General features: G+C 69.7%; 18 protein-coding genes and 1 pseudogene. 14 read left to right on the forward strand and 5 right to left on the reverse strand.

Going from position 1 to position 19,962, the window contains the following annotated elements:
- Positions 1-153: 153 nt before the first annotated feature.
- Complete coding sequence (locus G3I65_RS50095) at positions 154-984, reverse strand: glutamate ABC transporter substrate-binding protein (protein WP_160702847.1); 831 nt, start codon at positions 982-984, stop codon at positions 154-156.
- 88 nt (positions 985-1,072) lie between these two features.
- Here G3I65_RS50095 and G3I65_RS50100 point away from each other — a divergent pair, with 88 nt between their 5' ends.
- The 6 genes from G3I65_RS50100 (at position 1,073) to G3I65_RS50125 (ending at position 4,865) form a co-directional block, all read left to right on the forward strand.
- Complete coding sequence (locus G3I65_RS50100; protein ID WP_160702881.1) at positions 1,073-1,579, forward strand: MauE/DoxX family redox-associated membrane protein; 507 nt, start codon at positions 1,073-1,075, stop codon at positions 1,577-1,579.
- Positions 1,580-1,651: 72 nt separating this feature from the next.
- Positions 1,652-2,395, forward strand: a complete 744-nt coding sequence (locus G3I65_RS50105) for a thioredoxin domain-containing protein (protein WP_160702849.1) — start codon at positions 1,652-1,654, stop codon at positions 2,393-2,395.
- A gap of 111 nt (positions 2,396-2,506) precedes the next feature.
- Positions 2,507-2,857: a hypothetical protein gene (locus G3I65_RS50110; RefSeq protein WP_160702851.1), complete on the forward strand. Its 351-nt coding sequence runs from the start codon at positions 2,507-2,509 to the stop codon at positions 2,855-2,857.
- Positions 2,854-3,981 (forward strand): C40 family peptidase, encoded by a 1,128-nt coding sequence (locus G3I65_RS50115; protein ID WP_160702853.1) that lies wholly within the window; start codon positions 2,854-2,856, stop codon positions 3,979-3,981. The genes G3I65_RS50110 and G3I65_RS50115 overlap by 4 nt, the downstream gene beginning before the upstream one ends.
- A gap of 3 nt (positions 3,982-3,984) precedes the next feature.
- Positions 3,985-4,365 (forward strand): YbaB/EbfC family DNA-binding protein, encoded by a 381-nt coding sequence (locus G3I65_RS50120; protein ID WP_160702855.1) that lies wholly within the window; start codon positions 3,985-3,987, stop codon positions 4,363-4,365.
- Between the two features lie 5 nt (positions 4,366-4,370).
- Positions 4,371-4,865 carry a YbaB/EbfC family nucleoid-associated protein gene (locus G3I65_RS50125; RefSeq protein WP_160702857.1) on the forward strand — a complete coding sequence of 165 codons (495 nt, stop codon included), beginning with the start codon at positions 4,371-4,373 and terminating at the stop codon, positions 4,863-4,865.
- 4 nt (positions 4,866-4,869) lie between these two features.
- On the opposite strand, the gene G3I65_RS50130 is transcribed toward G3I65_RS50125, so the two are convergent.
- Positions 4,870-5,361, reverse strand: a complete 492-nt coding sequence (locus G3I65_RS50130) for a DUF664 domain-containing protein (RefSeq protein WP_160702859.1) — start codon at positions 5,359-5,361, stop codon at positions 4,870-4,872.
- Positions 5,362-5,515: 154 nt separating this feature from the next.
- Between G3I65_RS50130 and G3I65_RS50135 the strand changes: the two genes are divergently transcribed.
- From G3I65_RS50135 to G3I65_RS50170, 8 genes are all read left to right on the forward strand, one after another.
- Entirely contained in the window at positions 5,516-7,336 is a 1,821-nt protein-coding gene (locus G3I65_RS50135; RefSeq protein WP_160702861.1) for a glycoside hydrolase family 3 protein, read from the forward strand.
- Positions 7,337-7,365: 29 nt separating this feature from the next.
- Entirely contained in the window at positions 7,366-8,637 is a 1,272-nt protein-coding gene (locus G3I65_RS50140) for an RICIN domain-containing protein (RefSeq protein ID WP_160702863.1), read from the forward strand.
- A gap of 69 nt (positions 8,638-8,706) precedes the next feature.
- Entirely contained in the window at positions 8,707-10,011 is a 1,305-nt protein-coding gene (locus tag G3I65_RS50145; RefSeq protein WP_160702865.1) for a family 1 glycosylhydrolase, read from the forward strand.
- 70 nt (positions 10,012-10,081) lie between these two features.
- Entirely contained in the window at positions 10,082-11,266 is a 1,185-nt protein-coding gene (locus tag G3I65_RS50150; RefSeq protein WP_160702867.1) for a lipid-transfer protein, read from the forward strand.
- A gap of 8 nt (positions 11,267-11,274) precedes the next feature.
- Positions 11,275-11,706, forward strand: coding sequence for an SRPBCC family protein (locus G3I65_RS50155; protein ID WP_160702869.1), 432 nt, complete (start codon positions 11,275-11,277; stop codon positions 11,704-11,706).
- A complete protein-coding gene (locus G3I65_RS50160; protein ID WP_160702871.1) occupies positions 11,703-12,536 on the forward strand; it encodes a MaoC/PaaZ C-terminal domain-containing protein in 834 nt (277 codons plus the stop codon). Before G3I65_RS50155 ends, G3I65_RS50160 begins: the two co-directional genes overlap by 4 nt.
- Positions 12,536-13,405 carry an SDR family oxidoreductase gene (locus G3I65_RS50165; RefSeq protein WP_160702873.1) on the forward strand — a complete coding sequence of 290 codons (870 nt, stop codon included), beginning with the start codon at positions 12,536-12,538 and terminating at the stop codon, positions 13,403-13,405. Before G3I65_RS50160 ends, G3I65_RS50165 begins: the two co-directional genes overlap by 1 nt.
- Positions 13,402-14,583, forward strand: a complete 1,182-nt coding sequence (locus G3I65_RS50170) for an acyl-CoA dehydrogenase family protein (protein ID WP_160702875.1) — start codon at positions 13,402-13,404, stop codon at positions 14,581-14,583. Before G3I65_RS50165 ends, G3I65_RS50170 begins: the two co-directional genes overlap by 4 nt.
- Positions 14,584-14,632: 49 nt before the next feature.
- Here G3I65_RS50170 and G3I65_RS50175 read toward each other — a convergent pair whose 3' ends face one another.
- From G3I65_RS50175 to G3I65_RS50185, 3 genes and pseudogenes are all read right to left on the reverse strand, one after another.
- Entirely contained in the window at positions 14,633-17,116 is a 2,484-nt protein-coding gene (locus G3I65_RS50175; RefSeq protein WP_160702877.1) for a DNA topoisomerase (ATP-hydrolyzing), read from the reverse strand.
- Positions 17,117-17,144: 28 nt separating this feature from the next.
- On the reverse strand, positions 17,145-19,196 hold the full coding sequence (locus G3I65_RS50180; protein ID WP_160702879.1) for a type IIA DNA topoisomerase subunit B: 2,052 nt from the start codon (positions 19,194-19,196) through the stop codon (positions 17,145-17,147).
- Between the two features lie 134 nt (positions 19,197-19,330).
- Positions 19,331-19,962 (reverse strand): annotated as a pseudogene (locus G3I65_RS50185) (hypothetical protein); the annotation flags it as partial.

Consider the following 19,962-nt stretch of genomic DNA (forward strand, 5'->3'; position numbering starts at 1 on the left):
CCACGACGACGCGCCCGCCGTCCGCGGCCAGCGCGAGCGGCACCAGCGTCGTCTTCCCCGTGCCGGGCGGCGCGACGAGGACCGCGGTGCCGTGGGCGTCCAGCGCGGAAAGCACGTCGGGCAGCACCGCGCGGACCGGCAGGTCGGGCAGTTTCACTTCGCGGAGACCTCGGGGGGTGGGGGCAGCTGGTAACCGGACGGCCCGATGTTCGCGTTGAGCGAGCGGAGCCATTCGCCGGAGGAGATCATCTTCCGGATCGCGTCGTCGACGGCGTTGACACCCTGCGTGTCGTCCTTGCGCAGGCCGACGCCGTACTTCTCCGCCGAGAACGGCTTCCCGACGATCTTCAGCAGCTCCGGGTCGCGCGCGACGTAGCCGGCGAGGATCACCGCGTCCGTGGTGACCGCGTCGATCTGGCCGGCCAGCAGCGCCGTCACGCAGTCGGAGTACCGCGGGTACTCGACCAGCTGGACGGCCTGGGCGAACTTGTCCTTGACCTGCTGCGCCGGCGTCGACCCGGCGACCGAGCACAGCCGCCGCCCGTTCAGCGCCTCCGGGCCGGTGATGTCCGCCGACGTCCGGCGCACCAGCAGGTCCTGGCCGGTCGTGAAGTACGGCCCGGCGAACGAGACGACCTGCTTGCGCTTGTCGGTGATCGAATAGGTGGCCACGACCAGGTCGACCGCGCCGGAGGTGAGGTCCGTCTCGCGCGTCGCCGACGTCGTCTCGCGCCAGGTGATGTCCTTCGCCGCGACGCCGAGTTCCGATGCGACGAAAGTAGCGACGTCGACGTCGAACCCGACGAACCGGCCGTCCACGGTGTGCTCCGAAAGCCCGGGCGCGTCGAACCGGATGCCGATGGTCAGGTGATCCGTGGCACTCGCACGGGTGACCAGCGAGTCGGTCGGCGAAACGCTCGCCGGACCGCACGCCGACGCCGTGACCAGCACCAACGCCGCAGCGAGGAGCGTGCGCCACCGCATCCAGCCGCTCCCTCCGCCGCTGCCCTGCCCTCACGTGGTTCTCAGGTCCTCCCGTTAGCCTAAGTGCGTGGTGCGACCGTCCCAACCCGTGCTGGACGCCGTCGGCACGCTCGCCCGGCTCGGGCTCGCGGCCGTCTGGCTCGTTTCCGGTGCGCTGAAACTGGCGGACCCCGGGCAGACGCTGATCGCCGTGCAGGCGTACGACGTGCTGCCGGGCGCACTCGAAAACGTGGTGGCCATCGCGCTGCCGCTGGTCGAACTCGTGCTCGGGCTGTTCCTGCTCGCGGGCCTGGCGACCCGGTGGGCCGCCGGCGCCGCGCTGGTGCTGCTCGTCGTGCTCATCGCCGGCATCGCCCAGTCGTGGGCGCGCGGGCTGAGCATCGACTGCGGGTGCTTCGGCGGCGGCGGCCAGGTGGCGGCGGGGCAGACCGAGTACCCGCAGGAGATCCTCCGCGACACCGGGTTCGCGCTGCTCGCCGTCTGGCTGCTGGCGCGGCCGCGCACCTGGCTGTCGGTCGACGGCTGGCTGGCGCGAGGTCGCGGGAACTCCACCGAGCCCGGGTCCGACTACTCGGGTATCGCGGAAGGGAACTGATACACAGTGGGTGGAGCTGAGCGGACCGCTCGGAAGCGTCGTCAGGCCGCGCAGGCCGGGGGAGCCAAGGCGGTGGCCCAGGCCAGGGGCGCGTCCGGGGACAAGCGGAAGTGGATCATCGGGATCGGTGCCGTGGTCGTCGTGGCCGCGCTCGTGATCGGCGGCGTGATCTGGACGATTTCGGACCGGAACAAGACCGAGGGCCAGGTCATCAGCCCCGGCGAGACGACCAGTTCGCTCGCCGGCGATGTCACCCAGAAGCGTGACGGCGTGGTGGTCACCGTCGGCAAGGCGGGCGCCAAGGCCACGATCGACGTCTACGCCGACTTCCTCTGCCCCATCTGCGGTGAGTTCGAGAAGCAATACAAGGGCCAGGTCGAGCAGGCGGTCAACGACGGCAAGCTGCAGGTCCGCTACCACATGGTGCCGCTGCTGAACCAGCGCTCGAGCCCGCCCGGCTACTCGCTCGACTCGGCGAACGCGGCGCTGGCCGCGGCCGACGCCGGCAAGTTCGTCCAGTTCCACGACGCGCTGTTCGCGAACCAGCCCGAGGAAGGCAAGCGCGGCTACGACAAGGCACAGCTGATCGAGCTGGGCAAGAACGTCGGGATCACCGATCCGGCGTTCGCGCAGACGGTCAACGCGGGCACGTACGACGAGCAGCTCAACAGCGCGTTCCAGCAGATCGAGAACGACCCGAAGCTGGCGCAGGACTTCGGCGGCGGCCAGCGCGGCTTCGGCACGCCGACCGTCACCGCGAACGGCGCGATCGTGTCCTGGCAGGACCCCGATTGGCTCAAGAAGGTCACCGGCTGAACTCCGGGCAATTCGCCCACCCGGGTACGGACCGTGGTCTAGGCTGAATCCCGCAGCAGGGGAACCGGGGGTCGCGCGCGGACGTCGCACCCCCGGTGACAGGGAGGGCCAGTGGACGGTTCGCATTCGGGGTTTCACGTCGACGACGGCGCGTACACGCGGTACGCGCGCGAAGTCGACCCGCTCGGTGATGACGTCAAGGGTGCCGCCGACAAGCACGTCGGCCCGCACGTGACGCTCGGCGGCCACGGCTTCTCGGAAATGGGCGGCGAATCCGGGTTCTCCGGCGCTTACAGCGGCCGGATGCGCGCGCTGCAGGAGAAGATGCACCGCGTCGGCGGCGGCTGGCGCCAGGTCGGCGAAGCCGCCCGGCAGACCGACCGCAACTACGCGGCCGTCGAAGCCGAGCACGGCGACGTCGTGCGCCGGCTCGGGACCGACCTCGGGCCGGGTTCCGCGTGACCGAGCACCACGCCGACCAGCTCGTCCGGCACGGCCTGGACACCACGAACCAGTTCGCCGACAAGGTGCGCCACGACCCGGCCGCGATCGGCGGCGCGCGGGACGCGCACTACGCCCTGCAGACGTCGGTGGGCCGCACCCGCGACGTCGCGGGCGAACACCGCGTCAACCTGGTCTCGGCCAGCTCGGGCTCGACGACCGACCGCGCCACCGCGACGTCGCAGAGCCTCGAGAAGGAGGTCCAGGACCTCCTCGACGAGAGCGCCGAGATCGAGAAGGCCGTCACCGAGGCCGCCGAGGCGCTGCACGTCGGGGAGATCAAGAACGACCAGGTCCGCGACCAGATCATCAAGGAGATCTCGGCGTCGATGAAGGCGCTGGCGGCGGTGAAGTCGATCCAGCCGCCGGAAAGCCGCGCCGCCGCGTCGCGCGACATCCTGATGAAGCTGCAGACGAAGATCAGCCAGCTCACCGGCCAGGCCGCGACCTTCAGCGAGCAGACGATCAACCAGCTCACCGACATCGGCACCCGGCTGGGCGGCGGCGAGCAGACGACGTCGTCCTCCTCGGCTTCGACGCACGTCGGGTCGTCGTTCAACAGCAACAGCGGCTACTCCGGCGGCGGCTCGGACGGCGGGGGCGGCGGCGGTGGGGGAGGTGGCGGCGGTGGCGGCGGCGCCGTGCACAAGCCCCGGCTGCCGGTCGCGATCCCGCCGCAGCCCGGTTCCGGCGTCGCGATCAACCTCCCCGGCGGCAAGCAGGTCATGGCGCCGAACGAAACCGCGGCGAAGGCCGTGCGCAACGCGCTTTCGCAGCTCGGCGTGCCCTACGTCTGGGGCGGCACGGCGCGCGGCCAGGGCCTCGACTGCAGCGGGCTGACCATGACGTCGTACCAGGACGCGGGCCTGCAGCTGCCGCGCACGGCGGCGCAGCAGACGGTCGGCGCGGAGGTCGCCTCGATCGACCAGCTGCTGCCCGGCGACCTCGTCGTGTGGTCCGGCCACGTGGCCATGGTGATCGGCGACGGCCAGATGGTCGAGGCCGGCGACCCGGTGCAGATCAGCAAGATCCGCACCACGAACGCGGGACAGTCGTTCATCGGTTTCTACCGGCCTACGGGGTGAGTCTTGGCTGACTTCGACATCGAGCTGGCGACGGCGCGCATCACCGAGCAGGCGGACCGCGCGGAGGCCGACGCTTCGGCGCGCTTCGCCCGCTCCGGCCCGGTGGTGGGCAAGGCGGCGTCCCCGGACGGCACCATCGAGGTCCAGGTGGCCCCCGGCGGGCTGCTGACGGGCCTGACGATCCACCGCTCGACGCTGCGGCACGGCTCGGCGGTGCTCGCCGACCAGATCCTCGAGCTGGCCCAGCGCGCGACCCGCCGCGCGGGCGACCGGATGTACCACGCGCTGGCGCCGGTGGTGGACAAGGCGCAGCTCGACGTCCTGGGCTACGAGCCGATCCCGGACGACGACCCGGACGCCGACACGTTCACCTACGGGAGGTGACCGCGGTGATCACGACCCGCCAGCTGATCGAACAGGCCAGGGCCCGCGAAGCGGCGATGTCCAAAGTGGACGAGCTGATGGCCGCGGCGTCGGGGACCGCCCACGACGTCGACGGTCAGGTCGAGGCGACGGTCGACGCCCGCGGGAAGCTGCTTCGGTTGTGGCTCGCCCCTTCGGCGGTCAACCTCGGCGAGCAGCTGGGGCCGCGGGTGGTCGAGGTCGCGCAGGCTGCGATGCGTGAGGCGACCCAGGATGCTTACAACCGGGTCGCTTTGCTGCTCGGCGAGGACATGACGTACATGATCGAGCAGATGACGGGCATGCCCGCGCCGGCCCGGGCCGAAGACGACGACCCGGGCATGACGGTCGAGGAGTTCCAGCGGCTGCGGGCCGAGCGGCTGGGCGCCGAACCCACGGCCGCGCCGGCCGTTGCGAGCGTCGAGGACGAGGACGCGTATTGGGACTCCTTCGACCCGGCTTCGCTGCGGTCGGATCGCTGACGCGCTAAGCCAGCTGGGCCGTGGAGTTCGCGCCGTCCAGCGACTCCCGCAGGATGTCGGCGTGACCCGCGTGCTGCGCCGTCTCGTGGATCAGGTGCAGGACGATCCGCCGCGCCGACCAGAACTGCGGCTCGGGCGGGGACCACGGCGTCGTCGGCAGCCGCACCTCGACGTCCAGTGAGGGCAGGGAAGCCACGTACGCGTCGGTTGCCGCGGCGGCTGCCGAGTACTCCGACAGCCAGTGCGACAGCGTCTCGCTCATCGCATACTGCCCGGTGTCGAGCATGCCCTCCGGCAGCTCGCCGTCACCCTTGCGCAGGATCTCGAGCCACAGCCGTTCGCCCGTGGCGAGGTGCCGGATCAAGCCGCCGAGGGTCAGCTCGCTGACGGTCGTGCGGCGGCCCGCGTCGGCGTCGGAGAGATCGCGGACGGGGATCAGCAAGCGCTTGCGGACCTCGGCGAGGAGGGCGAGCAGGTCTTCGGTTTCGCGAGTCATGAACGCACCGTAGAACCGAATTAGGCCAGAACTTGACCGCAACGGACAATCCCGCTCAGCGGCACCCGAGTTCGTTCAGAGGTCTGGACCAACCAACATCGCCTATGCATTAATTCAAGGCGTGAATTTTTGTCTCTCGACGAGGAGGACCCGAATGGGCCTCGGACGCAGGCTGGGGATCGGCGCGCTCGCCGTCGGGCTGCTGCTGGCTTCGGAAACCACCGCCCTCGCCGGGAACACCCCGGCCTACAAGGATTCCCGGCGCCCGGTGAAGGTCCGCGTCGCCGACCTGATGTCCCGGATGACCCTCGACGACAAGCTCGGCCAGATGATGCAGGCCGAGCGGCTCGGCGTCACGAGCCCGGCCGACGTCACCACCGGGCGGCTCGGTTCACTGCTCTCCGGCGGCAGTTCGCAGCCGACGCCGAACACGCCGGTCACCTGGGCCGACATGTACGACGGCTTCCAGAAGGCCGCGCTGGCCACGCCGCTCGGCATCCCGCTCATCTACGGCGTCGATGCCGTGCACGGGCACAACGGCCTCTACGGCGCCACCGTCTTCCCGCACAACATCGGCCTCGGCGCGACGCGCGATCCGGGCCTCGTGCAACGCATCGGCCGCGCCACCGCGGAAGAGGTCTCCGGCACCGGCATCGACTGGGACTTCGCGCCCTGCCTGTGCGTCGCCCGCAACGACCGCTGGGGCCGCACCTACGAGTCCTTCGGCGAGGTCCCGCGGCTGGCCACCGAGATGACGTCGATCATCACCGGCCTGCAGGGTGACCGCCTGGATCGGCCGGGCTCGGTGCTGGCCACCGCCAAGCACTACGTCGGCGACGGCGGCACCACCGGCGGCGTCAACGAAGGCAACACCGAGATCGGCGAACAGGAGCTGCGCGCGATCCACCTCCCGCCGTTCAAGGCCGCGGTCCAGCGCGGGGTCGGCTCGGTGATGATCTCCTACAGCAGCTGGAACAGCGTCAAGATGCACGCCGGCGCGTACCTGATCAACGACGTCCTCAAGAAGGAACTCGGCTTCACCGGGATCGTCGTTTCGGACTACAACGGCGTCGACAAGATCGACGGCAAGAGCGGCTTCACCCCCGAAGAGGTCGAAGCGTCCATCAACGCCGGCATCGACATGGTGATGGTGCCCTTCGAGTGGCGGAAGTTCATCGACACGCTGCGCACCCTCGTCCAGGACGGGCGCGTGCCGATGTCCCGGATCGACGACGCGAACAAGCGCATCCTGACCAAGAAGTTCGAGCTCGGCCTGTTCGAGCACCCGCTGACCGACCGGCGCTTCCTGAACACCATCGGCAGCAGGCAGCACCGCGACCTCGCGCGCCAGGCCGTCCGGGAATCCCAGGTGCTGCTGAAGAACGAGGGCGGCGTGCTGCCGCTGGCCAAGCGGCACGAAAAGATCTTCGTCGCCGGCAAGAGCGCCGACGACATCGGGAACCAGTCCGGCGGCTGGACGGTCGGCTGGCAGGGGACCAGCGGCCCGGTCATCCCCGGCACCACCATCCTGCAGGGCATCAAGAGCAAGTCCTCGGCGGTGACCTACGCCAAGGACGGCACCGGGATCGACCCGAGCTACGACGTCGCCGTCGCGGTCATCGGCGAAACGCCCTACGCCGAAGGCAAGGGCGACCGTCCACAAGGGATGGGACTGGACGCCGCGGACCTCGCCACGTTGCAGAAGCTGAAGGACTCCGGCGTGCCGACGGTGGTCGTGCTCGTGTCCGGGCGCCCGCTCGACATCGGCGCGCAGCTGCCGGACTGGGCCGGGCTCGTCGAGTCGTGGCTGCCCGGCAGCGAAGGCCAAGGCGTCGCCGACGTCCTCTTCGGCGACTACCACCCCACCGGCAAGCTGCCGGTCACCTGGATGCGCAGCGCCGACCAGCAGCCGATCAACGTCGGCGACGGCAAGCCCGCGCTGTTCCCCTTCGGATACGGCCTGCACTACTGGTGATCCCCGTCCCCCACCGGAAGGAACCCGCGATGTCCCGCCGTCCCCTGATCAGAATATTGGCGTTCTTCGCCGCCTGCCTGGGCTTGAGCCTTGGTGGCCCGGCCGTGGAAGCCGCGACGCCGTTCAAGGTGCTCGCCTTCTACAGCGGCACCTACGACGCCGCGCACATCAGTTTCGAGAAGGAGGCCAACGTCTGGTTCCCGCAGCAGGCGGCGGCCAACGGCTTCACCTACACGGCGACGAACAACTGGAACCAGCTGACGACCCTCACGCCGAGTCAGTACCAGGTCGTCCTGTTCCTCGACGACCAGCCGCAGTCGCAGGCGCAGTTCCAGGGTTTCCAGCGGTACATGCAGGCCGGCGGCGCGTTCTACGGCTTCCACGTCACGGCCTACAACGACAGCTCGACGCCGTCGTACGCCAACTGGTTCCACAACGACTTCCTCGGCACCGGGCGCTTCACGTCGAACACGTGGGGCCCGACGCCGGAGACGTTGAAGATCGAGAACCGCACGCACCCCTCGACGGTGAACCTGCCCTCGACCATCAAGTCCTCGACGTCCGAGTGGTACGCCTGGCAGAACGACCTGCGCCAGAACCCGAACATCACCATCCTGGCGTCGATGGACTCCTCCACGTTCCCGATCGGCAGCGACCCGAACCAGACCTGGTACAGCGGGTACTACCCGATCTCGTGGACGAACAAGAACTACAAGATGATCTACTCGAACTTCGGCCACAACGCGATGAACTACGACACGAACACCGCGCTGTCGTCGACGTTCGAAAGCGCCGACCAGAACCGCTTCCTGCTCGACGGCCTGAAGTGGCTCGGTGGCGGCGGCACGACCACCCCGCCGCCGGACGGCACGATCGACCCGTCGGCCTGGTACGCGGTGACGAACAAGGCGTCCGGCAAGTGCGTCGACGCGCGGGCCGCGGGCAGCACCAACGGCACCGTGGTCCAGCAGTACACCTGCAACGGCACCACGGCGCAGCAGTACCAGTTCGCCCCGACCAGCGGCGGCTTCGACCGGATCAACAACCGCACCAACCCGGCCGAGGTCATCGACGTCACGGACGTGGCGACGACGGACAACGCCGGGCTGCAGCTGTGGTCCTACAGCGGCGGGAACAACCAGCAGTGGCAGCCGGTGGCCGAGGGTGGCGGGTACTACCACTTCGTCGTCCGCCACAGCGGCAAGTGCCTGACGGTGCCGGGCGCGTCCACCGCCGACAGCGTCCAGCTGGTCCAGTCGACCTGTGACGGCGGCGCCGCTCAGTCGTTCAAGGTCGCCTGACGAGAGGAGTGCGCCGCGGCCCCTCCTCGGCTAACATGAACGACCTTCACGTTGGCTGAGGAGGGTGCTGTGGTGCGCCGAGCTCTCGTCGTCGTTCTGGCCCTGGTGGCGGGCACGCTCGCCGGGGTGACACCCGCGGTCGCGTCGCCGGCGTTCTTCTGGGGCGTCGCGACCTCGGGGTACCAGTCGGAGGGTTCGGCACCCGACAGCAACTGGCGCCGCTACGAGCAGGCGAAGACGTCGTCGATCAAGGAGCCTTACCGCGACGCCGTCGACTTCCGGCACCGCTACGCCGAGGACATCGAGCGCGCGAAGCAGCTCGGCGTGAACGTCTTCCGGTTCAGCGTCGAGTGGGCGCGCATCGAACCGCGGCCGGGCCAGGTCGACCAGGCCGAGCTCGCGTACTACGACGACGTCGTCCGGCGGGTCGTCGCCGCCGGGATGCGGCCGATGATCACCCTCGACCACTGGGTCTACCCGGGCTGGGTCGTCGACCAGGGTGGCTGGGACACCGACCGCACGCGCGACGCCTGGCTCGCCAACGCCCGCCGCGTCGTCGAGCGGTACAAGGGACTCGGCGCGCTGTGGATCACGATCAACGAGCCGACCGTCTACCTGCAGCAGGAGATCAGCAACGGTGGGCTCGCCGCGTGGAAGGCGCCGTGGATGCTGTCCCGGCTGGTGCAGGTGCACCGCGCCGCCTACGACCTCATCCACCAGCTGGACCCGGGCGCGCTCGTCTCCAGCAACACCGCCTTCATCCCCGCGGTGCAGGGCGTGCTGGACGCGTCGTTCCTGGACCACGTGAAGGACAAGCTCGACTTCGCCGGCGTCGACTACTACTACGGCGCCAGTCTCGACAACGTCAGCGCCGCGCACGCGGCCAACGGCGAGTTCTGGAAGGTGACCCCGCAGCCCGACGGGATCTACTACGCGCTGCGGTACTACGCGCGGAAGTTCCCGGACCTGCCGCTCTACGTCGTCGAAAACGGAATGCCGACCGACAACGGCGCCGCGCGGCCCGACGCGTACACGCGCTCGGACCACCTGCGTGACCACGTCTACTGGGTGCAGCGCGCGAAGGCCGACGGCGTGAACGTGATCGGCTACAACTACTGGAGCCTCACCGACAACTACGAGTGGGGCAGCTACCAGCCGCGCTTCGGCCTGTACACGGTGGACGCCGCGAGCGATCCGGCGCTGACCCGGCGGCCGACGGACGCCGTCGCGACCTACCGGCAGCTGATCGCGGACCACGGCGTCCCGGGCGGCTACACGCCGGTGCGGCCGCCGGGCTTCTGCTCGGTCGTCGACGGGCTCAGCAGCTGCCTCGACCCCGCTCGCTACCCGGGGCCGGTCGTTCCGCTGGGCTGATTTTCCGCCGTTGACCTGCGGGTCCGCGGACCGGTCTTGATAAATACATGCCGGTCTGTATGTTTGTTGCATGGCGAACAGGGTGTACGTCGTCGGGGTCGGGATGACGAAGTTCGAGAAACCCGGGCGGCGCGAAAACTGGGACTACCCGCAGATGGCCCGGGAGGCCGGCACCAACGCGCTGGACGACGCCGGCGTCGCGTACGACGTCGTCCAGCAGGCGTACGTCGGTTACGTCTACGGCGAGTCGACGTCCGGGCAGCGCGCGGTCTACGAGCTGGGGATGACCGGGATCCCCGTGGTCAACGTCAACAACAACTGCTCCACCGGCTCGACCGCGCTGTACCTCGCTGCGGAGGCGATCCGCGGCGGCCGCGCGGACTGCGTGCTCGCGCTGGGCTTCGAGAAGATGCAGCCGGGCTCGCTCGCGTCGACCTACGACGACCGCGAGCAGCCGCTGGGCAACCACCTCCAGGCCCTCGCGGAGATCTCCGAGGTGCTGTTCCCGCCGGCGCCGTGGATGTTCGGCGCCGCCGGCCGCGAGCACATGGCGAAGTACGGCACCACCGCCGAGCACTTCGCGAAGATCGGCGAGAAGAACCACCGGCATTCGGTGAACAACCCGTACGCGCAGTTCCAGGACGTCTACTCGCTCGAGGACATCCTGGCGTCGCGGATGATCTACGACCCGCTGACGAAGCTCCAGTGCTCGCCGACCTCGGACGGCTCCGGCGCGGCGATCCTGGCGAGTGAGTCCTTCGTGGCGGAACACGACCTCTCGGGCCGGGCGGTCGAGATCGTCGGGCAGGCGCTGACCACCGACTTCCGCAGCACCTTCGACGGCAGCGCGAAGAACATCGTCGGCTACGACATGATCCGGCAGGCCGCGCTCAGCGTGTACGACCAGGCCGGACTCGGGCCCGCGGACTTCCAGGTCGTCGAGCTGCACGACTGCTTCTCCGCGAACGAGCTGCTGACCTACGAAGCGCTCGGGCTCTGCGAAGAGGGCGAGGGCGGTCACCTGGTCGACGCCGGCGACACGACGTACGGCGGCCGCTGGGTCGTCAACCCGTCCGGCGGCCTGATCTCGAAGGGGCACCCGCTCGGCGCCACCGGGCTCGCCCAGTGCGCCGAACTCACCTGGCAGCTGCGCGGCGACGCGGACCGGCGCCAGGTCCCGGACGTGCGCGCCGCCCTGCAGCACAACATCGGACTCGGTGGCGCCGCCGTCGTCACCGCCTACCAGCGAGCTTAGGAGAAACCATGGGCCGGATCAGCGCGACCGTCGAACTGCCCGCCGCGCCGGACAAGGTGTGGGCGGAGTTCTCGAACCCGAACAACTTCGAGAAGTGGCTGACCATCCACACCAAGTGGAAGGGGGACGTCCCCGCGGAGTTCTCGCAAGGCTCGCAGGTGTCCGAAGTGGTCACGATGCTCGGGATGGCGAACACGATCACCTGGACCGTCGACACCTACGACGCCCCAAACCAGCTGGTCATTTCCGGAACCGGCATGGCCGGGGTGAAGATCAGCTTCTCGCTCTCGGTGGCGGCGGCCGGGTCCGGCTCGGCCGCGAGCATCGACGCCGAGTTCACCGGCCAGATGATCGTCGGCGCGCTCGGCAAGGCCGTGGAGAAGGACGGCAAGAAGAACCTCGACGAGTCCCTCGAGAAGTTCAAGGCGCTGGTCGCGTGAAGTTCGATCCGGCCGGGCTCGACACGTGGACTTCGCCGGTGTCGTTCGACGTGACGCGCGAGCGCCTGATCGAGTACGCGGCGGCGACCAACGACCCGATCCCGGCGCACGCTTCGGGTGACGTCGCGAGCCCGGTGTTCGCGATCGTGCCGGTGTTCCAGTCGCTGCTGGAACCGGCGCTGGAGGTCGTGCCGCCGTCGCTGTTCGGGAAGGTGCTGCACGGCGAGCAGGACTTCCGCTTCCACCGCCCGATCCGGCCCGGCGACGAACTGGTGTCGCGGGCGAAGATGACCGGCTACGAGGGACTGCCGAAGGGCACGCGGGCGACCGTCTACCTGGAATGCCGGTCCGCTTCCGGTGAGCTGGTGAACGAGCAGTACGTGACGTTCTTCGTGCGCGGCTTCGACACCGGGGAGAAGCGAGGCACGCTCGGGCCGTCGCACCGCTTCGACGACGCGCTGCGGTCTTCGCCGCCGGTCGCGAAGGTCGTCCAGCACGTCGACGACGACCAGACGTACCGCTACGGCCCGGCGGCCGGCGACCCGATGCCGATCCACCTGGACGAAGAAGTCGCGAAGGCGGCCGGGCTGCCGGGGATCATCGCGCACGGGCTCTGCACGATGGCGTTCACGTCGTGGGCCGTGCTGACCGAGGTGGCCCCGGCGGGCCGGTTGCGCCGCCTCGCCGTCCGCTTCGCCGCGCCGGTGCTGCCGGGCCGGGACCTGACGACGTCGATCTGGGCGGCGGGTCCTGGTTCGTACGCCTTCGAAACCACCATGGGGGGCGCCTTGGTGATCAAGGACGGCCTCGCCGAGATCGGAGAGAACTGATGGGCGCACTGGACGGGCGCGTCGCGCTGATCACCGGCGCGGGCCGGGGCATCGGGCGGGAACACGCACTGCTGTTCGCGCGGGAAGGCGCGTCGGTCGTCGTCAACGACCTGGGCGGCGGCAACGACGGGAGCGGCGCGGACGACGGCCCGGCGTCCTCCGTGGTCGCGGAGATCCGCGCGCTGGGTGGCTGGGCGGTCGCGAACACGTCGAGCGTGACGTCCTGGGCGGGCGCGGCGGAGCTGGTGGAGCAGGCCGTGACGGAGTTCGGCCGGCTCGACGTCGTGGTGAACAACGCCGGCATCCTGCGCGACGCGTTCGTCGCGGGCATCACCGAGCAGCAGTGGGACGACGTCATCGCGGTCCACCTCAAGGGCCACGCGGCGGTCCTGCACCACGCGGCCGCGTACTGGAAGTCCGCGTCGAAGGCGGGCTCGCCGGTGGCGGCGTCGGTGGTCAACACGGCGTCGGCGTCCGGGGTGACCCTGCCGAACGCCGGTCAGGTCAACTACGGCGCGGCGAAGGCGGGCATCGCGGCGATGACCCTGGTGGCGGCGGCCGAACTGGAGCGCTACGGCGTGCGCGTGAACGCGATCGCCCCGATCGCCCGCACCCGGCTGACGCTGGCGACACCGGGGATGGGCACGATCTTCGCGGCCCCGGTCGCCGAGGGCGAGTTCGACGCTTTCTCACCGGCGAACATCTCGCCGCTGGTGGCCTACCTGGCTTCGGAGAAGTGCGCGCTGACCGGGAAGGTCTTCGCGGTCCAGGGCGGCGCGATCTCGGAACTGGCGGGCTGGCACGACGTCAAGGTGATCGAGACGGACGGCCCGTGGGCGATCGACGACATCGCGGCGAGGCTGCCGTGATCGAGTGGTCGGAGACGGACCTGCTGGTCCGCGACTCGATCCGGGACTTCATCGCCAAGGAGATCCGGCCGCACCTGGACGAGCTGGAGAGCGGTGCGCTGCCGCCGTACGACATCATCCGCAAGCTGTACGCGGCGTTCGGGCTGGACGTCATGGCGGCGGAGGCGGTTTCGAAGCTGCTGTCTTCCTCGCGGGGGTCTTCTTCGCCCGGTTCGCTGGGCGGGCAGGAGACCTTGGCGCTGATCGCGATCAGCGAGCTGGCCGGGGTGAGCCTCGGGATCGTGGCCTCGCTGGGTGTTTCGCTGGGCCTGGCCGCGGCGACGATCCTGGCCAAGGGCTCCCAGGAGCAGAAGGAACGCTGGCTGCCGGGATTGGCGACGTTCGAGAAGATCGGCGCGTGGGCGATCACGGAACCGGACTCGGGCTCGGACGCCTTCGGCGGCATGCAGACCACGGTCCGCCGCGACGGCGACGAGTACGTGCTGAACGGGCGGAAGACGTTCATCACGAACGGTCCGTTCGCGGACACGGTGGTGGTCTACGCGAAGCTGGACGACGGATCGGCGGCCCGCGACCGGCCGGTGCTGACGTTCGTGCTGGACCGCGGGATGCCGGGCTTCGTGCAGGGCAAGCCGTTCAAGAAGATGGGGATGATGTCGTCCCCGACCGGCGAGCTGTTCTTCGACGACGTCCGGCTGGGCGCCGACCGGCTGCTGTCGTCGTCGGGTGCCGAGAGCGCGCGGGAAAGTTTCGTGGCCGAGCGGGTCGGCGTGGCGGCGCTGTCGCTGGGGATCATCAACGAGTGCCTGCGGCTGTGCGTCGGCTACGCCAAGTCCCGGAAGCTGTGGGGGCAGGAGATCGGGCGGTTCCAGCTGATCCAGCTCAAGCTGGCGAAGATGGAAGTCGCACGCGTCAACGTCCAGAACATGGTGTTCCAGGCGGTGGCCAAGGCCCGCGCGGGGAAGCGGCCTTCGCTGGCGGAGGCGTCGGCGATGAAGCTGTATTCCTCCGAAGCCGCGACGGAGGTGGCGATGGAGGCGGTGCAGCTGTTCGGCGGGAACGGCTACATGGCCGAGTACCGGGTCGAGCAGCTCGCGCGGGACGCGAAGTCGCTGATGATCTACGCGGGCAGCAACGAGATCCAGGTGACGCACATCGCGAAGGCCCTGCTGGCCTGAGGAGCCGTGAGGGTGAACGGGGTGGGCACCCGGTTCACCCTCACGAGCCTCAGCCTCGTTCGATCAGGTGGCCCACCACGTCCGGGCCGGGGTGGGCGTGGCCCGAGCCGTCGCGGCGGACGTCGATCTCCGGGAGTTCCACCGGGTCGCCGTTCTTCGCCGCACCCGCCGGACGCGGGCCGATCCAGGCCACCTGCAGGGCCGTTTCGCCCTTCAGGAAACGCTGCGCCCGGACACCGCCGGTCGCCCGGCCCTTCGCCGGGTACTCGCTGAACGGCGTCACCTTCACGCTCTGTCCGGTGGCCGTGATCACCAGGGGTTCGCCGTGTTCGTCGTCGTCCGTGCGGACCGCGCCGAAGAACACCACCGAGCCCGCGCCCACGTTCATGCCCGCCATGCCGCCGCCCTTCAGGCCCTGCGGGCGGACCAGCGAGGCCGCGTACTTCAGCAGCGACGCCTCCGAGGACACGAACGCCAGCGTCTCGGTGCCGTCCGTCAGCCACGTGGCGCCGACGACTTCGTCGCCGTCCTTCAGGGAGATCACTTCGAACTCGTCCGAGCGGACCGGCCACTCCGGGGCGCAGATCTTCACCACGCCGGCCCGGGTGCCCAGTGCCAGGCCGGGGGAGCCCGCCGCCTGGTCGCCGAGGGGGGCGATGCCGATGACCGTCTCGCCCTTCTCCAGCGGGACCAGCTCGCGGGCCGCCATGCCGCTGCGCAGGGAGACCGTGCCCGCCTGCTCCGGCAGCACCGGCAACGGCAGCACGTCCGTCTTGAACGCGCGGCCGCGGGTGGTCACCAGCAGGACCTGGCCGCGGGCCGTGGTGTGGACCACCGCCGCGACCGCGTCGTGCTTCACGCGGCCGTTGCGGCGACGCGTCTCCGTCGCTTCCTCCGACTCGGCCGCCGTGCGGGCGACCAGGCCGGTCGCCGACAGGATGACCTGGCACGGGTCGTCCGCGACTTCGAGGGGGCCCGACGGCTTCGACGCGGCCAGGACCTCCTTCAGGTCGCCGTCGATCAGGGCCGTGCGGCGCTCGGTCGGGAAGTCCTTCGCGATCTTCGCCAGCTCCGCCGAGACGAGCTTCTTCAGCACCGACTCGTCGTCCAGGATCTTGGTCAGCTCCGCGATCTCCTCGCGCAGCTGGTCCTGCTCCGACTCCAGCTCGAGCCGGTCGTACTTCGTGAGGCGGCGCAGCGGCGTGTCCAGGATGTAGGTCGCCTGGATCTCCGACAGCTTGAACCGCTTCATCAGGCCGTCCTTCGCGGCCGCGGCGTTCTCGCTCTCGCGGATGAGCCGGATCACCTTGTCGATGTTCAGCAGGGCGACCAGCAGACCCTCGACCAGGTGCAGCCGCTCTTCGCGCTTGCGGCGGCGGTACTTCGTCCGCCGAGTGACGACGTCGTAACGGTGCCGGAGGAAGACCTCCAGCAGCTCCTTCAGGCCGAGCGTCTGCGGCTGGCCGTCGACGAGCACCAGGTTGTTGATGCCGAACGACTGCTCCAGCGGCGTCAGCCGGTACAGGTCCGCCAGCAGGGCCTGCGGGTTGACGCCGACCTTGCACTCGATGACCAGCCGCGTGCCGTTCTCGCGGTCGGTGAGGTCCTTGACGTCGGCGATGCCGGTGAGCCGCTTGGACTTGTTGACCTCGTCGGTGATCTTCTCGATCACCTTCTCCGGCCCGACCCCGTACGGCAGCTCGGTGACGGTGATCGCCTGCCGGCCGCGGCTGCCTTCGAGCGGACCGGTCTCGCAGTTCGCGCGCATCCGGACCACGCCGCGGCCGGTCTCGTACGCGCGGCGGACCTCGTCGAGGCCCAGCAGGCTGCCGCCGGTCGGCAGGTCGGGGCCCGGCACGAACTCCATCAGCTTGTCGAGCGTGGCGGCCGGGTGCGTGATCAGCCACCGCGCCGCCGCGATGACCTCGCCGAGGTTGTGCGGGATCATGTTGGTCGCCATCCCGACCGCGATCCCGGACGTGCCGTTGACCAGCAGGTTCGGGAACGCCGCCGGCAGCACGGACGGCTCCTGCAGCGAACCGTCGTAGTTGGGCCGGAAGTCGACGGTCTCCTCGCCCAGCTCGCCGACCAGCTGCATCGCCTCGGGCGACATCCGCGCTTCGGTGTACCGCGAAGCGGCCGGGCCGTCGTCGGGCGAACCGAAGTTGCCGTGGCCGTCGATGAGCGGGACGTTCAGCGAGAAGTCCTGCGCCAGCCGCACCATCGCGTCGTAGATCGCGACGTCGCCGTGCGGGTGGTACTTGCCCATCACGTCGCCGACCACGCGCGACGACTTCACGTACGCGTGCGTCGGGCGGTAGCCGTTCTCGTTCATCGAGTACAGGATCCGGCGGTGGACCGGCTTCAACCCGTCACGCGCGTCCGGCAGGGCGCGGGAGTGGATGACCGAATACGCGTACTCCAGGTACGAGTCCTCGATCTCCGTCTTCAGCGAGTTGTCGAAGACGTTCGCGCCGGCGGAGTCGAACGCGCTGGGATCGACCTTGGTGCTGGTGCCTTTGCGGCGTGCCACGGCAGAACTCCTTGGTAGCTACGAAAAATCAAGCGTCGATGGCGTCGCGGTCGATCCGGTGCGAGGAGGCGACCAGCCAGTTCCGCCGGGGCTCGACCTTCTCGCCCATCAGCAGTTCCAGCGCGCCTTCGGCGGCCTCGGCGTCGTCCATGGTGATCCGGCGGACCGAGCGGGTGGCCGGGTTCATCGTGGTTTCCCACAGCTCGTCGGCGTCCATCTCGCCGAGGCCCTTGAACCGCGGCACCGGCGTGACGATGTTCTTGCCGGCCTTCTCCAGCTCGGCGAACTTCGTCTCCATCTCCTGCTGGGTGAAGGTGAAGATCGTCTCCGGGTTGCGGCCCTTCGTGACGAGCTTGTGCAGCGGCGGCATCGCCGCGTACAGCCGGCCGTCCTCGATCACCGGGCGCATGTACTTCGCGAACAGCGTGATCAGCAGGGTGCGGATGTGCGAGCCGTCGACGTCCGCGTCGGCCATCAGGATGACGCGGCCGTAGCGCATGGTCGACAGGTCGAACGTGCGCCCGGTGCCCGCGCCGAGGACCTGCACGATCGACGCGATCTCGGCGTTCTTCAGCGTGTCGCCCAGCGACGCCTTCTGCACGTTCAGGATCTTGCCCCGCAGCGGCAGCAGCGCTTGGTATTCGGACACGCGGGCCATCCGCGCCGACCCCAGCGCGCTGTCGCCCTCGACCAGGAACAGCTCGCTGCGCGAGACGCCGGTGGTGCGGCAGTCGACCAGCTTCGGCGGCATGGCCGCGCCTTCGAGCGCGGTCTTGCGGCGGGCCGCGTCCTTCTGCTGCTTCTGGGTCAGCCGGACGCGGGAGGCGTCGACCACCTTCTGCAGCACGACCTTGGCCTCGGACTTGGTCTTGCGGTCCTCGGTCCACGCCTTGACGTGCTTGTCGACGATCCCCTGCAGCACGCGGGTGATCCCGGCGGTGGACAGCTCGTCCTTCGTCTGCGAGGTGAACTGCGGCTCCGGCAGCCGGACGTGCACCACCGCGGTCATGCCCTCGAGGACGTCCTCGATCGTCGGCATGTCCTCCTTGGGCTTGAGCAGCCCGCGGGTCTTGGAGATGGCTTCCTGCAACGCCTTCGCCACCGCGCGGTCGAACCCGCGGCGGTGGGTGCCGCCGTGGACGTTGCGGATCGTGTTGGTGAAGCATTCGACCGTGCGCTCGTAGCCGGTGCCCCAGCGCAGCGCGACCTCGACCTCGGCGTGGCGCTCCACATTGGACTGCATGACGCCCGCCGCGTCGGCCGCGTTCTCCTTGTACGTGCCCTCGCCGGTGATCAGGAGCGTGCCGCAGACCGGCTTCTCGCCCGACGGCGTCAGGAAGTCGACCATGTCTACCAGGCCGTGCGGGAAGTGGAAGGTCTCTTCGTTGATGGTGTCTTCGATCGCGGTGCGCAGCACGTACGTGACGCCCGGGACCAGGAACGCGGTGTTGCGCAGCTTCGCCCGGACGCCTTCGACGTCGAGCGCCGCGCCGGACTCGAAGTAGCGCGAGTCGTACCAGTAGCGGATCGACGTGCCGCTGCGTTCGCCGCGCTTCATCTTGCCGACGAGGTTCAGCCCGGACCGGCGGGTGAACTTCGCCTTCGGGCCGGGCGCGTCGAACGTGCCCGGCACGCCGTGCTTGAACGACATCTGGTGGACCTTGCCGTCCTGCTTCACCGTGACGTCGAAGCGGTGCGACAGCGCGTTGACCGCCGAAGCGCCGACGCCGTGCAGGCCGCCGGAGGTCTTGTAGCCGGAGCCGCCGAACTTGCCGCCGGCGTGCAGCCGGGTCAGCACCAGCTCGACGCCGGACAAACCGGACTTCGCGTGGGTGCCGGTCGGGATGCCCCGGCCGTCGTCGTCCACCTGGACGCTGCCGTCGGCGTGCAGCGTGACGACGATCTTCGTCGCGTGGCCCGCGACACCTTCGTCCGTCGAGTTGTCCACCACCTCGGAGAAGAGGTGGTTGATGCCCCGGCTGTCGGTGGAGCCGATGTACATCCCGGGTCGTTTGCGGACGGCCTCGAGACCCTCGAGATGGGTCAGGTCATCGGCCCCGTACAAGGTCTCGGCAGTCACAGGGTCGTTCTCCCGGATCGTGGCTCGCGAAAGTGCTGGTGGTGGTGCGGACTCGCCTGCACCGTAGTGCAGGATATCCGTCCACCCCGACAACTTTCGCGCGCTCCCGCTCCCGGAGTGGCGGGCGCGACCCGCTAGCGGGGGTCGTAGCCCAGGTCGGGCCACAGGCCCAGCAGGGCTTCGATCTTCCGCGGGACCTGGAAGCTGTTGCGGAAATTCGGCTTCTCGCCGATCGTGGCGAGGCCCTTGCGCAGGTCGCCGAACGCCGGCCGCGCCGCCGACTCCCGGGTCAGGATGTAGCAGTACGTGCGCCGCGGGTAGGCGAACTCGTCGGCGTAGGCGTGCAGGACCAGGCCGGGCGCCTCGATCCGCGACCCGACCAGCGCGCGGCCCTGCTTCTGGCTGTAGACGCGGATCACGTGCACACCGGCGCGCAGCGTGCGCGGCGGGTCCTGGCCCTGGCCGTCGTCGGCCCAGAACAGTTCGACGCGGAACGGGGATTCGCCGTTCTCGCCGGGGTGCGTGTAGTCGCGGGCGAGCTCCTCCAGGCGGTACTCGGCTTCGGCGGACGGTTCCCCGCCTTCGACGAGGCTGACCAGGTAGAGCTCGGCCGGACGGGGCCAGGCGGGCCGGGGGACGTCGGTGGCTTCGGCCGCTTCGGTTTCGGCCGGTGCCGCAACCGGTTCCGCGCCGGCGGTGGCCGCGGGGCCTTCCGCCGGGGAGGTGGTGGGTTCAGTGTCCGGGGTGCCCGCCTCGGCCGCGGACG

This window comes from Amycolatopsis sp. SID8362 (assembly GCF_010550475.1).
Lineage (GTDB): Bacteria > Actinomycetota > Actinomycetes > Mycobacteriales > Pseudonocardiaceae > Amycolatopsis > Amycolatopsis eburnea.